This is a genomic window from Variovorax sp. BGA-UO-ETr-C22 (genome assembly GCF_059567965.1).
On sequence record NZ_JCAQPA010000011.1, the window covers coordinates 2,838,963 to 2,851,954 of the forward strand.

At 67.5% G+C, this 12,992-nt stretch carries 11 protein-coding genes; 7 read left to right on the top strand and 4 right to left on the bottom strand.

Features of this window, described 5'->3' with window-relative positions; genetic code table 11:
- Window positions 1–62: 62 nt before the first annotated feature.
- From AC57B8_RS33540 to xdhC, 3 genes are all read right to left on the bottom strand, one after another.
- Window positions 63–1,403, bottom strand: a complete 1,341-nt coding sequence (locus tag AC57B8_RS33540) for a glycerate kinase type-2 family protein (RefSeq protein WP_496482018.1) — start codon at window positions 1,401–1,403, stop codon at window positions 63–65.
- 69 nt (window positions 1,404–1,472) lie between these two features.
- Entirely contained in the window at window positions 1,473–2,681 is a 1,209-nt protein-coding gene (locus tag AC57B8_RS33545; RefSeq protein WP_496482019.1) for a urate hydroxylase PuuD, read from the bottom strand.
- A gap of 216 nt (window positions 2,682–2,897) precedes the next feature.
- Entirely contained in the window at window positions 2,898–3,704 is an 807-nt protein-coding gene (xdhC, locus tag AC57B8_RS33550; protein ID WP_496482020.1) for a xanthine dehydrogenase accessory protein XdhC, read from the bottom strand.
- A gap of 53 nt (window positions 3,705–3,757) precedes the next feature.
- Here xdhC and AC57B8_RS33555 point away from each other — a divergent pair, with 53 nt between their 5' ends.
- Window positions 3,758–4,261 (top strand): hypothetical protein, encoded by a 504-nt coding sequence (locus AC57B8_RS33555; RefSeq protein ID WP_496482021.1) that lies wholly within the window; start codon window positions 3,758–3,760, stop codon window positions 4,259–4,261.
- A 2-nt stretch (window positions 4,262–4,263) separates the two neighbouring features.
- On the opposite strand, the gene uraH is transcribed toward AC57B8_RS33555, so the two are convergent.
- A complete protein-coding gene (gene uraH / locus AC57B8_RS33560) occupies window positions 4,264–4,614 on the bottom strand; it encodes a hydroxyisourate hydrolase (RefSeq protein ID WP_070061690.1) in 351 nt (116 codons plus the stop codon).
- Between the two features lie 95 nt (window positions 4,615–4,709).
- On the opposite strand from uraH, the gene AC57B8_RS33565 reads away from it, so the two are divergent.
- The 6 genes from AC57B8_RS33565 (at window position 4,710) to AC57B8_RS33590 (ending at window position 12,987) form a co-directional block, all read left to right on the top strand.
- Window positions 4,710–5,384, top strand: coding sequence for a GntR family transcriptional regulator (locus AC57B8_RS33565; RefSeq protein ID WP_056574067.1), 675 nt, complete (start codon window positions 4,710–4,712; stop codon window positions 5,382–5,384).
- 10 nt (window positions 5,385–5,394) lie between these two features.
- A complete protein-coding gene (gene puuE / locus AC57B8_RS33570; protein WP_062480836.1) occupies window positions 5,395–6,357 on the top strand; it encodes an allantoinase PuuE in 963 nt (320 codons plus the stop codon).
- Entirely contained in the window at window positions 6,354–8,141 is a 1,788-nt protein-coding gene (gene uraD, locus AC57B8_RS33575; RefSeq protein ID WP_496482022.1) for a 2-oxo-4-hydroxy-4-carboxy-5-ureidoimidazoline decarboxylase, read from the top strand. The genes puuE and uraD overlap by 4 nt, the downstream gene beginning before the upstream one ends.
- A gap of 23 nt (window positions 8,142–8,164) precedes the next feature.
- Entirely contained in the window at window positions 8,165–9,391 is a 1,227-nt protein-coding gene (locus tag AC57B8_RS33580; RefSeq protein WP_095744180.1) for a M20 family metallopeptidase, read from the top strand.
- Window positions 9,392–9,576: 185 nt separating this feature from the next.
- Window positions 9,577–11,271, top strand: coding sequence for a CehA/McbA family metallohydrolase domain-containing protein (locus AC57B8_RS33585; RefSeq protein ID WP_496482023.1), 1,695 nt, complete (start codon window positions 9,577–9,579; stop codon window positions 11,269–11,271).
- Between the two features lie 222 nt (window positions 11,272–11,493).
- On the top strand, window positions 11,494–12,987 hold the full coding sequence (locus AC57B8_RS33590) for an NCS1 family nucleobase:cation symporter-1 (RefSeq protein ID WP_095946738.1): 1,494 nt from the start codon (window positions 11,494–11,496) through the stop codon (window positions 12,985–12,987).
- The last annotated feature ends 5 nt before the right edge of the window (window positions 12,988–12,992 follow it).

Below are 12,992 nucleotides of genomic sequence, written 5' to 3' on the forward strand. Positions count from 1 at the left end.
GCCGTAGATTAACCTGAGTTCACAAAGCTTGCCGGCGGCCCCCGCCAGGGGCCGGGGCGCGCCTACAGCACGAGGATCGCGCGGAAGTCGTTGACGTTGGTGTTCGTCGGACCGGTCACGAACAGGTCGCCGATGGCGTCGAAATAGCCGTAGGCGTCGTTGCGGTCGAGGTGGTCGGACAGCTTCCTGCCCTGCGCCGTGGCGCGCGCCAGGGTGTCGGGCGTGACGAAGGCGCCGGCGTTGTCTTCCACGCCGTCGATGCCGTCGGTGTCGGCCGCCAGCGCCCAGACCTGCGGCTGGCCCATGAGCGCGCCGGCCAGGCCCAGGCAGAACTCGCCGGCCCGCCCGCCGCGGCCCTTGGCCTGGCCGGGTTGGCGCGGACGGATGGTGACGGTGGTTTCGCCGCCCGACAGGATGACGCAGGGCCGGGCGAAGGGCTCGCCGCGCAGGGCCACGGCGCGGGCGAGCGCCGCATGCACCTTGCCCACTTCGCGCGATTCGCCTTCCATTTCGTCGCTCAGCACATGCACGCCGATGCCGGCGGCGCGTGCGGCCGCGGCGGCGGCTTCGAGCGACTGCTGCGGCGTGGCGATGAGGTGGGTGCTGTGGCCGGCGAACACGGCGTCGTCGGGCTTGGGGGTTTCGAGCGCGCCGCTTTCGAGTTGCGCGCGCACGGGCGCCGGCACCTCGATGCCGTAGCGGTCGAGGATGGCCAGCGCGTCGGCGCAGGTGGTGGCGTCGGGCACGGTGGGGCCGCTGGCGATCACGGCCGGGTCGTCGCCCGGCACGTCGCTGATGGTGAGCGTGACCACGCGCGCCGGCGCACAGGCCGCCGCGAGCCGGCCGCCTTTGATGCGCGACAGGTGCTTGCGCACGCAGTTCATCTCGCCGATGTGGGCGCCGCTGTCGAGCAGCTGCTTGTTGATGCGCTGCTTGTCGGCCAGCGTGAGGCCCTCGGCCGGCAGCACCAGCAGCGACGAGCCGCCGCCGGAGATGAGGCACAGCACGAGATCGTCGGCCGTGAGGCCCTGCGTGAGCGCCAGGATGCGCTCGGCCGCCTGCTGGCCGGCCGCGTCGGGCACGGGGTGCGCGGCCTCGACGATCTCGATGCGCTGCGGCACGCCTGCGGGGCGCGGCGGAATGTGGTCATAGCGCGTGACGACCAGGCCCGACAGCGGGGCGTCGGCCGGCCACAGCGCCTCGAGCGCCTGCACCATCGAACCGCCGGCCTTGCCGGCGCCCAGCACCACGGTGCGGCCCTTGGGCGGTTTCGGCAGATGGGCGCCCAGCGTGGACAGCGGCAGTGCGCGGTCCACCGCCACGCGGTACAGGTGTTCGAGAAAAGCGCGCGGGGCTTCGCGCGGGTCGGGAGCTGTTGCTGAGGGCGAGGTCGATGCGGTCATGGCTTGCGTGTTGTCTCCATTCGGCGATTGTGCGACGACCGGCGGCCCGCCCTCGCAGGCCACGGTCTGCTAGTTCGTCTTGGCGCCGGCCTGGAACCAGCGGCTGATCAACGCCCGCTCTTCGTCGGTGATGTTCGTCGCGTTGTTCATCGGCATGATCTTGGTCACCACGACCTGCTGGTAGATCGCCTGCGCATGCGCCGTCACCTGGTCGGGCGTGTCGACGCGCACGTTCTTCATCTGCACGGCCGCGCCGTGGCACATGAAGCAGCGCTGCTCCAGCACCTTCTGCACGTCCTGGTAGGCCACGGCGGGCGCGGCCTGGGCGGCGGCGGCGACGGGCGCGGCCGGCTCGGGCTTCATCCACACGATCGTGAGGCCCAGCACCGCGATGCCGACCATGGCGTAGGGCAGCGGGTTGCCCGCGTTGCCCAGCTTGAAGCGGTGGCGCACCACGAAGAACTGCCGGATGGCCGCGCCGCCGAGCATGATCAGCAGCAGCACGATCCAGTTGTACTTGTGCGTGTAGGTGAAGCTGTAGTGGTTGCTCAGCATCGCGAACAGCACCGGCAGCGTGAAGTAGGTGTTGTGCACGCTGCGCTGCTTGCCGCGCTGGCCGTGCACCGGGTCGACCGGCCGGCCTTCGCGCAGCGCCTTCACGTTCTTGCGCTGACCCGGGATGATCCAGAAGAACACGTTGCCGCTCATGGTGGTGGCCATCATGGCGCCCACCAGCAGGAAGGCCGCACGGCCCGCGAACCACTGGCAGGCCAGCCAGGTCGCGAAGACGATGAAGATCGCGATCAGCACGCCGACGATGGTGTCGCCGTTCTTGCGGCGCCCGAAGATCTGGCAGATGCCGTCGTAGACCATCCAGAACACGACGAAGAAGGCCAGCGCCACGGCAATGGCGGCGCCGGGCTGCCAGTCCATCTTGCTCTTGTCGATGAGGTACGTGCTCGCGTTCCACAGGTACGACATCGTGAAGAGCGCAAAGCCCGTGAGCCAGGTCGAATAGCTCTCCCAGTACGACCAGTGCAGGTGATCGGGCAGCTTCTTGGGCGCCAGCGCGTACTTCTGGCTGTTGTAGAAGCCGCCGCCGTGCACGGCCCATTGCTCGCCGCCCACGCCCTTGTCGAGCGACTCCTGGTCCTGCGGCTTCTCGAGGCTGTTGTCCAGCATCACGAAGTAGAAGGAGGCGCCGATCCAGGCGATGGCGGTGATGACGTGGACCCAGCGCAGCAGCAGGTTGGCCCAGTCGAGGTAGTAGCTTTCCATATAGCGCTCTCTCAACCCTGTTGGCGCGTGGGGGCGCCAAGGAGGGGTTTCAGCCTGCTCACCACCGCGGGCGCTGTAAGCAGAGAAAGTGCCGCGAACGCAGGTCCGTTGAAATGGACCTCGCTCCGCTGCGGCTTGTTGTGGACCGAAAGTGTATACAGTTTTCGCACGAGGCGGGATGCTATTTGCGGCGTCGCCGCCAAGGGAAAACCCTGTTCAGCCCAGCGATTGCAACAACTGTGCCGCCACGGCCACCGCGATCACCTCGGGTTCCTTGCCCGTGATGCCGGGCACGCCGATCGGACAGGTGACGCGCGCCAGCTCGTCGGCCGTGAAGCCGCGCGCCTCCAGCCGGTGGCGGAAGGTGGCCCATTTGGTCTTGCTGCCGATGAGGCCGATGTAGGGCAGGTCGTTGCGCGTGCGCAGGCGCTTCAGGCAGGCGATGACGATGTCCAGGTCTTCGGCGTGGCTGAAGCTCATGATCAGCACGCGGCTGCCGGGCGCGAGCGCGGCCACCGCGTCCTGCACAGGCTCCGAGTGCTCGGTGTCGATCTGCGCGGGCAGTGCGTCGGGGAACACGCCGTCGCGGCTGTCGATCCAGCGCACCGAGAACGGCAGCACGGCCAGCAGGCGCGCCAATGCGGCGCCCACGTGGCCGCCGCCGAACAGCGCGACGGGTTCGAGTTGCGCGACCAGTTCTTTTTGCAGCGCGGGCGCGTCGGCCGCACCGATGCGCCGGTAGGTCAGGAACATCACGCCGCCGCAGCACTGGCCCAGGCTCGGGCCCAGCGGGTAGCGCTGCACGCCCTCGAGGCTGCGCGTGCCGGCCAGGATCTCGCGCGCTTCCTGCGTGGCCTGGAACTCGAGCTGGCCGCCGCCGATGGTGGCCGTGAGCCCGTCGGCCCACACGGCCATCCACGTGCCGGCCTCGCGCGGGGCCGAGCCCTGCGTCGATTCGACGCGCACCAGCACGGCGTCTTCATGGCGAAGACGCGCCAGCAATTGATCGACCGCACCGTTCATGACCGAAACCTTCGGTTGCCGAGGCAGCAACAACTCACGGTATAACCCCGGCGATGATGACGAACCGCCAGCTTACGCCGCGCCGCCTCGCCTGGGCCGCCACTGTTCTTTCCGCCTTGTGGCTCGCCGGCTGCGGCTCGACGGGCTCGGTGCCCGGCCAGCTGAGCGGCGCCGGCAGCGCACAGGGCAGCGGCCCCGCGCCGCGCGCCTCCAGTGCGGCCACCGCGCGCGAGTACCGCCGCGACGCCGCACGCCACATCTACAACGCCAACCCCTCGCGCATCTACAAGGGCCAGATGCCGCCGCTGCTGTACGCGGTCGGCACGCTGCAGGTGAACCTGGACGCCGGCGGCAAGGTGGTCTCGATGCACTGGCTGCGCGCGCCCAAGCACGCGCCCGAGGTGATCGCCGAGATCGAGCGCGCCGTGCTGCAGGCCGCGCCCTTCCCGCCCGCCCAGCGCCTGGGCGCAGTCACGTGGACCGACACCTGGCTGTGGGACAAGAGCGGGCGTTTCCAGCTCGACACCCTGACAGAGGGACAGCAACAAGGGGACTGACCTCAGGAGCCCCGATAGGTGGAGTAGCTCCACGGGCTCACGAGCAAGGGCACGTGGTAGTGCTGGTCGGTGTGCGCCACGCCGAAGTCCAGCGCCACCTTGTTCAGGAAGTTCGGCTCCGGCAGCGTCACGCCGCGGGCCTTGAAATAACCCGCCACGTCGAACACCAGCCGGTAGGTGCCGACCTTGATCGAGTTGTTGTCGTAGAGCGGACCGTCGCTGCGGCCGTCCGAATTCAGCGTGAAGCGCTTCACCAGCGTCGCGGCGTCGCCGTCGGTGGTGTACAGCGCCACCTCCATGCCGGCCGCGGGGCCGCCGTGCATCGTGTCCAGTACGTGAGTGCTCAAGCCCATGGGGCGCTCCTTCAAAGGGTGTCGGATCGGTGAGATCGGGGTGCGGGAAATTCCGGTGGACAAAAGTGTATACAGTTACCGGCTTTGGGTCTATCATGAAAAACATGGAGTCCTCCACCACCCGTTCGATCGTCGATGCCCTCACGAAGGCCATCGTCGAGCACCGCCTTCAGCCCGGCACCAAGCTCGCCGAGCAGAAGCTGGCCGATCACTTCGGCGTGTCGCGCACCTTGGTGCGCCAGGCGCTGTTCCAGCTCTCGCAGAACAAGCTGATCCGGCTCGAGCCGGCGCGCGGCGCCTTCGTGGCCGCGCCCGCCGTCGACGAGGCCAAGCAGGTGTTCGCCGTGCGCCGCATGCTCGAGGCCGAGATGACCCGCGCCTTCGTGCGCAGCGTCACGCCCGCCAAGATCAAGGCGCTCAAGGAGCATGTGGCGCTCGAGAAATCGGCCGTCGGCGGCGAAGACGTGTCGGGCCGCACCGAACTGCTGGGCGACTTCCACGTGCGCATGGCCGAGCTCATGGGCAACCAGGTGCTGGCGCAAATTCTGGGCGAGCTGATCTCGCGCTGCGCCCTCATCACGCTCATGTACCAGAGCACCAGCGCGGCCGAGCATTCCAACGACGAGCACGCCGACATCGTGAAGGCGCTGGCCGCGCGCGACGAGGAACTCGCCGTGCGCCTCATGACCGAGCACCTGGAACACGTCGAGGCCAACCTCACCTTCGACCGCAAGGTTCCCACCAACGACATCTCGCTTGCACTGTCCTGAACGAACGCCCATGACCGTCTACGACACCACCCTGCCCTACCCGCGCGACCTGATCGGCTACGGCCGCAACCCGCCCCACGCCCGCTGGCCCGGCGGCGCGCGCGTGGCGGTGCAGTTCGTCCTCAACTACGAAGAAGGCGGCGAGAACGCCACGCTGCACGGCGACGCGGGCTCCGAGCAGTTCCTTTCCGAGATGTTCAACCCGGCGAGCTTCCCCGACCGGCACATCAGCATGGAAGGCATCTACGAGTACGGCTCGCGCGCCGGCGTGTGGCGCATCCTGCGCGAGTTCGAAAAGCGCGGCCTGCCGCTCACCGTCTTCGGCGTGGGCATGGCACTGCAGCGCTACCCCGAGCTCACGGCCGCCTTCAAGGAACTCGGCCACGAGATCGCCTGCCACGGCTGGCGCTGGATCCATTACCAGAACCTCGATGAAGCCACCGAGCGCGAGCACATGCGCCTGGGCATGGAAGCCATCGAAAAGCTCACCGGCGAGCGCGCGCTCGGCTGGTACACCGGCCGCGACAGCCCGCGCACGCGCCGCCTCGTGGCCGACTACGGCGGCTTCGAGTACGACAGCGACTACTACGGCGACGACCTGCCCTTCTGGATGAAGGTGCAAAAGACCGACGGCTCGGTCGTGCCCCAGCTCATCGTGCCCTACACGCTCGACTGCAACGACATGCGCTTTGCGCTGCCGCAGGGCTACTCGCACGCCGACCCGTTCTTCCAGTACATGAAGGACACCTTCGACGCGCTGTACGCCGAAGGCGACCCGAACGGCGACGACAGCCCCAAGATGATGAGCATAGGCATGCACTGTCGCCTGCTCGGCCGCCCCGGCCGCATCACGGCGCTGCAGCGCTTTCTCGACCACATCGCCACGCACGACAAGGTCTGGGTCTGCCGCCGCGTCGACATCGCACGCCACTGGAAGCAGGCACATCCTTTCGAAGCCGGAGCCGCATCATGAGCACCCCTCTCCTCACCCTTGCCCAACTCAACGCCGCAGGGCCAGCCGCTGCCGTTGCCATGCTCGACGGCGTGTACGAACACTCGCCCTGGATCGCGCAGCGCGCGCTGGTGCAGCGCCCCTTCCGCTCGCTCGCGCATCTGAAGCACGCGCTGGTGCAGGCGTTGGCCGCGTCGTCGGCCGACGAGCAGATCGGCCTGATCCGCGCCCACCCCGAGCTCGCCGGCAAGGCCATGGTCAGCAAGACGCTCACCGCCGAGTCGACCAACGAGCAGAACAAGGCCGGCCTGACCGACTGCACGCCCGAAGAGTTCGCGCAGATCCAGAAGCTCAACGCCGACTACAACGCGAAGTTCGGCTTCCCGTTCATCCTGGCCGTGCGCGGCCCGCGCGGCACGGGCCTGGCCAAGCGCGAGATCATCGAAACCTTCGCGCGCCGGCTGCACAACCACCCGAGCTTCGAGCTCGGCGAGGCGCTGCGCAACATCCACCGCATCGCCGAGATCCGCCTGAACGACAAGTTCGGCGCCGACATCACGCTCGGCAACGACGTGTGGGACTGGCAGGAGCAGCTGTCGGTGCACACCGACCCCGGCTATGCCGAGAAGGGCCAGCTCACCGTCACCTACCTGACCGACGCGCACCGCGCCTGCGCCGCGAACATCTCGGGCTGGATGCGCGACTGCGGCTTCGACTCCGTGCACATCGATGCCGTGGGCAACGTGGTCGGCCGCTACGAAGGCGCCACGCCCGACGCCAAGACCCTGCTCACCGGCTCGCACTACGACACCGTGCGCAACGGCGGCAAGTACGACGGCCGCCTGGGCATCTTCGTGCCCATGGCCTGCGTGCGCGAACTCAAGCGCCAGAACCGCCGCCTGCCCTTCGCCTTCGAAGTCGTCGGCTTCGCCGAAGAAGAGGGCCAGCGCTACAAGGCCACCTTCCTCGGCTCGGGCGCGCTCATCGGCCACTTCGACCCGCGCTGGCTCGACCAGAAGGATGCCGACGGCATCACCATGCGCGAGGCCATGCAGCACGCGGGCCTGAAGGAAGAAGACATTCCGAAGATCCAGCGCGACCCGGCGCGCTACCTCGGCTTTGTCGAGGTGCACATCGAACAGGGCCCCGTGCTCACCGAGCTCGACCTGCCGCTGGGCATCGTCACCTCCATCAACGGCAGCGTGCGCTATGTGGGCGAAGTCATCGGCATGGCCAGCCACGCCGGCACCACGCCCATGGACCGCCGCCGCGACGCCGCCGCCGCCGTGGGCGAGCTCATTCTCTACACCGAGCAGCGCGCCGCGAAAGACGGCGACTCGGTCGGCACCGTGGGCATGCTCGAAGTGCCCAGCGGTTCGATCAACGTCGTGCCCGGCCGCTGCAAGTTCAGCCTCGACCTGCGCGCGCCCAACAACGCACAGCGCGACGCGCTGGCCAACGACGTGGTCGCCGCACTGAAGGACATCTGCGAACGCCGCGGCGTGCGCTACGAACTCGAGGAAACCATGCGCGCCGCCGCCGCGCCGAGCGAACCCGCCTGGCAGCAGCGCTGGGAACAGGCCGTCGACGCGCTGGGCATTCCGCTTTTCCGCATGCCCAGTGGCGCCGGCCACGACGCGATGAAGCTGCACGAGGTGATGCCGCAGGCCATGCTCTTCGTGCGTGGCATCAACTCGGGCATCAGCCACAACCCGCTCGAGTCGAGCACCAACGACGACATCCAGCTCGCCGTGCAGGCCTTCCAGCTCCTGCTGGACAACCTCGCCACCGAACAAGCCCACTGACCGACCCCACAAGAACAACCACCATGACCGACTACGCCAAACTCGACGCCTGGATCGACGCCCACTTCGACGAGGAAGTGCAATTCCTGCAGCAACTGGTGCAGGTGCCCACCGACACGCCGCCCGGCAACAACGCGCCGCACGCCGAGCGCACCGCCGAGCTGCTGAAGGACTTCGGCCTCGACGCCGAGAAGCACGCCGTGCCCGCGCAAGAGGTGAAAGACTACGGCCTCGAGTCGATCACCAACCTGATCGTGCGCCGCAAGTACGGCAACGGCGGACGCACCGTGGCGCTCAACGCCCACGGCGACGTGGTCCCGCCCGGCGAAGGCTGGACGCACGACCCCTACGGCGGCGAGATCGTCGATGGCAGCCTGTACGGCCGCGCCGCCGCCGTCAGCAAGAGCGACTTTGCCAGCTTCACCTTCGCGCTGCGCGCGCTCGAAGCCGTGGCCAAGCCCACCCAGGGCAGCATCGAGCTGCACTTCACCTACGACGAAGAGTTCGGCGGCATCCTCGGCCCGGGCTGGCTGCTCGAGAAGGGCCTGACCAAGCCCGACCTCATGATCGCGGCCGGCTTCAGCTACGAAGTGGTCACCGCGCACAACGGCTGCCTGCAGATGGAAGTGACCGTGCACGGCAAGATGGCGCACGCCGCCGTGCCCACCACCGGCATCGACGCGCTGCAGGGCGCCACCAAGATCCTGAACGCGCTGTACGCGCAGAACACGCTCTACCAGAAGGTCACGTCGAAGGTCGAGGGCATCACGCACCCCTACCTGAACGTGGGCCGCATCGAGGGCGGCACCAACACCAACGTCGTGCCCGGCAAGGTCGTGTTCAAGCTCGACCGCCGCATGATCCCCGAAGAGAACCCCGTCGAGGTCGAGGCCAACATCCGCCAGGTGATCGCCGATGCCGCCGCCGAGAGCGCGGGCATCACGGTCGAGATCAAGCGCATGCTGCTCGCCAACTCGATGAAGCCGCTGGCCGGCAACAAGCCGCTGGTCGACGCGATCCAGAAGCACGGCGGCGAGCTGTTCGGCGAACCCATCAAGGCCATGGGCACGCCGCTGTACACCGACGTGCGCCTGTACGTCGAGGCCGGCATTCCCGGCGTGATCTACGGCGCCGGCCCGCGCACCGTGCTCGAGTCGCACGCCAAGCGCAGCGACGAGCGCGTGGTGCTCGAAGACCTGCGCCGCGCGACCAAGGTGGTGGCGCGCACGCTGAGCGACCTGCTGGCCTGAGCGCCCTGAACTGCGGCTGAAAGCGCATGCCTTCGGGCATGAACTTTCATCGCAGTTTCATCGAAGCGTCACGACAGGATTTCAGACTCCGGGGTTCTCCGGCGGATGCGCTTTCACGCCGTCCGCCTCGTTGAAATCCCGATGCGACGGCCAGCCATGCGCTGGCCGTCGCCGCTTGTGTCGCCATGAAAACCCTGTCTCCCGCACCCCGCTTTCGCACCACGCTTTTCTCGTCCCTCGCGCTCGGCGCGGCCCTGCTGACCGCCTGCGGCGGCGGCTCCGGCGGCGGTGCGCCGTTCGCCGGCCTGCCCATCGCGCCGCCGGCCCCCGCACCGGCGCCCTCGCCCGCCACACCACCACCGGCCGCGCCGACCGGCCGCTGGACCGTGGGCGACCTGCATGTCCACACCATCCAGTCGGAGGACACGCAGCAGATTTCCACGCTCGACCAGGTGCTCGCCAAGGCCTTCGACACCTTCGGCCTCGACTGGGTCGCGCTCTCGGACCACCTGCGCATGTCTTCCTATGACAACGACGGCCGCAAGCTGGACCCAGCGATTCCGTTCTCGCGAGGCATGGCCCTCTACCAGGTGCCGCGCATCAAGGCGCTGCAGGCCGGCGGCAAGTACACCGACAAGACGATCTTCGCGTCCTTCGAGTGGGACATGGCCACGCACGACCACGGCAACGTCGGCATCCTGACCGACAGCCCCATGTCCGACGCGGCGCTCAAGGCCGTGAGCCAGTTCGAATACCTGTTCACCAACCGCGACCCCGCGCTGTTCCCCGCCGCCGACGTGGCCGCCTGGAACGCCAAGGACGCCCGCGCCTTCACCACGCACGACGACGTGATCAAGGCCATCGCCTGGCTCAAGAAGAACTACCCCGATTCCAGCTACCTGCAGATCAACCACCCCTCGCGCAACACCGGCAAGTACACGGCCGCCCAGCTGCGCGAGATGAACGACACCGCGCCCGACATCGCGTTCCTGCTCGAGGGCATGGTCGGCAACCAGATGGAGCCCGACCGCGGCGGCTACGCCAGCGACTACACGCCGGCCAACCTGCCCTCGCGCACCTACGGCGGCGTCGACTACCTTGTCGCCAAGCTCGGCGGCACCTGGGACGCCCTGCTGTCCGAGGGCCGCCGCATCTGGAACGTGGCCGATTCCGACTATCACTTCACCACCTCCAAGGGCCTGTACAGCAGCGGCTACGCGCCCGGCGAGTACGCCAGGAACCACCTCTGGGGCGACATCAAGGATCCGAAGTCGCTGCTCACCGCGATGCGCTCGGGCAAGCTCTTCGCGGTCAACGGCGGCCTGATCGACGCGCTCGACTTCAAGGTGCAAAGCGCCAAGGGCGCGGGCGAGATGGGCACTGAAGTGAGCGCCAAACCCGGCGAAGACCTGAAGATCACCATTCGCTTCAAGAGCCCCGAGCGCAACAACTTCGAGTACCAGCTCGGCAGCGGCGTGTACGCCAACGTGAAGCCGGTGGTCGACCACATCGACCTCATCGCAGGCGACGTGACCGGCCGCGAACTCCCGGGCACGCCCGGCTACGCACGCGACACCAACCCGACGACCCGCGTGGTCAAGCGCTTCACCCGCGCCGACTGGACGCTCGACACCGAAGGCTACTTCGCGGTGAGCTACACCGTGAAGGCCGGCAACAACCAGTACTTCCGCCTGCGCGGCACCAACCTGGGCACCGACGTGCCGAACGAAACCGCGGGCGGCGAGCCGCTGTTCGATGCACGCACGCCCACGCCGGCCGGCGACGACCCGGTCACGCGCTTCAATGCGATCAATGCGCGCAACTACAACGACCTGTGGTTCTACTCGAATCCGGTGTTCGTGAAGGTGGCGGCGCAGTAGGCCGCGCCCCCATCCCCCCGGCCTCCAAGGCGCCATGTCCCTCGCTGGGCATGGCGCTTTTTCTTTGCCCCGGCCCGCCTCGCATCAGGGAATCTACGGATATATGATTCCCCGCATGGTCTTGATTGGGTTCAATTTTTGTATACAAATAACGCACCCATAAAGACGGCGCGAAATTTGCGTCAAAAAGTCCCTCATCCCAACCAAGTACGAGGAAAGACCATGAGCACAGTCGCCAGCCATGCCCCCGCCGGGGCCAGCGAAGCCGGCATCGCGCCGCACGCGGAATCGAATGCCCTCATCAAGCCGGGCTACGACCCGCGCCTGACCAACGAGGACCTCGCCCCGCTCAAGAAGCAGACCTGGGGGCAATACAACATCTTTGCGTTCTGGATGTCCGACGTGCACAGCGTGGGCGGCTACATCACGGCCGGCAGCCTGTTCGCGCTGGGCCTGTCGAGCTGGCAGGTGCTGGTGGCGCTGCTGGTGGGCATCGTGATCGTGCAGGTCTTCTGCAACCTGGTGGCCAAGCCCAGCCAGGTGACGGGCGTGCCCTACCCCGTGGTGTGCCGCGCCTCGTTCGGCGTGCTGGGCGCCAACATCCCGGCCATCATCCGCGGGCTGATCGCGGTGGCCTGGTACGGCGTGCAGACCTACCTGGCCTCGGCGGCCTTCATGGTGCTGGCGCTGCACATGGCGCCGGGCCTGGCGCCGTATGCCGACGTGGCGCAGTACGGCTTCGTCGGCCTCTCGGCCCTGGGCTGGGTGGCGTTCATGGTCATGTGGGTGCTGCAGGCCTTCGTGTTCTGGCACGGCATGGAAGCCATCCGCAAGTTCATCGACTGGGCCGGCCCGGCGGTGTACGTGGTGATGGCCGTGCTGTGCGGCTGGCTGGTGTGGAAGGCCGGCTGGAGCAACATCGACCTGAACCTGGGCGGCATCAAGTTCCAGGGCTGGGACGCGCTGCCGGTGATGCTCTCGGCCATCGCGCTGGTGGTGAGCTACTTCAGCGGCCCGATGCTCAACTTCGGCGACTTCTCGCGCTACGGCAAGAGCTTCGACGCGGTGAAGAAGGGCAACTTCTGGGGTCTGCCCATCAACTTCGTTTTCTTCTCGCTGCTCACCGTGATCACCACGGCGGCCACGTTGCCCGTTTTTGGTGAACTGATCACCGACCCGGTGCACACCGTGGGCAAGATCGACAGCACCACGGCCGTGGTGCTGGGCGCGCTGACCTTCATGATCGCCACCATCGGCATCAACATCGTGGCCAACTTCGTGTCGCCAGCCTTCGACTTCTCGAACGTGGCGCCGCAGCACATCAGCTGGCGCACGGGCGGCATGATCGCCGCGGTGGGCTCGGTGTTTCTCACGCCCTGGAACCTTTACAACAGCCCCGAGGTCATCCACTACACGCTGGACGTGCTGGGCTCGTTCATCGGCCCGCTGTTCGGCATCCTGATTGCCGATTACTACATCGTGCGCAAGCAGCAGATCGACGTCGACGCGCTCTACACCATGAGCAAACAGGGCAAGTACTGGTACAGCGGCGGCTACAACCCGAAGGCGATCCAGGCGCTGGTGCCCTCGGCCCTCGTGCCCATCCTGTGCGTGATGGTGCCGACGCTGCGCGGCGCCGCCAACTATGCGTGGTTCATCGGCATGGGCCTGGGCTTCGTGCTCTACGTGCTCTTGAACCGCAACAACAAGACTTGAAAAAC

Coding starts and splice junctions, on each gene's coding strand:
- AC57B8_RS33540 (WP_496482018.1), bottom strand. CDS start 1,403: ATGACCGCATCGACCTCGCCCTCAGCAACAGCTCCCGACCCGCGCGAA.
- AC57B8_RS33545 (WP_496482019.1), bottom strand. CDS start 2,681: ATGGAAAGCTACTACCTCGACTGGGCCAACCTGCTGCTGCGCTGGGTC.
- xdhC (WP_496482020.1), bottom strand. CDS start 3,704: ATGAACGGTGCGGTCGATCAATTGCTGGCGCGTCTTCGCCATGAAGAC.
- AC57B8_RS33555 (WP_496482021.1), top strand. CDS start 3,758: ATGATGACGAACCGCCAGCTTACGCCGCGCCGCCTCGCCTGGGCCGCC.
- uraH (WP_070061690.1), bottom strand. CDS start 4,614: ATGGGCTTGAGCACTCACGTACTGGACACGATGCACGGCGGCCCCGCG.
- AC57B8_RS33565 (WP_056574067.1), top strand. CDS start 4,710: ATGAAAAACATGGAGTCCTCCACCACCCGTTCGATCGTCGATGCCCTC.
- puuE (WP_062480836.1), top strand. CDS start 5,395: ATGACCGTCTACGACACCACCCTGCCCTACCCGCGCGACCTGATCGGC.
- uraD (WP_496482022.1), top strand. CDS start 6,354: ATGAGCACCCCTCTCCTCACCCTTGCCCAACTCAACGCCGCAGGGCCA.
- AC57B8_RS33580 (WP_095744180.1), top strand. CDS start 8,165: ATGACCGACTACGCCAAACTCGACGCCTGGATCGACGCCCACTTCGAC.
- AC57B8_RS33585 (WP_496482023.1), top strand. CDS start 9,577: ATGAAAACCCTGTCTCCCGCACCCCGCTTTCGCACCACGCTTTTCTCG.
- AC57B8_RS33590 (WP_095946738.1), top strand. CDS start 11,494: ATGAGCACAGTCGCCAGCCATGCCCCCGCCGGGGCCAGCGAAGCCGGC.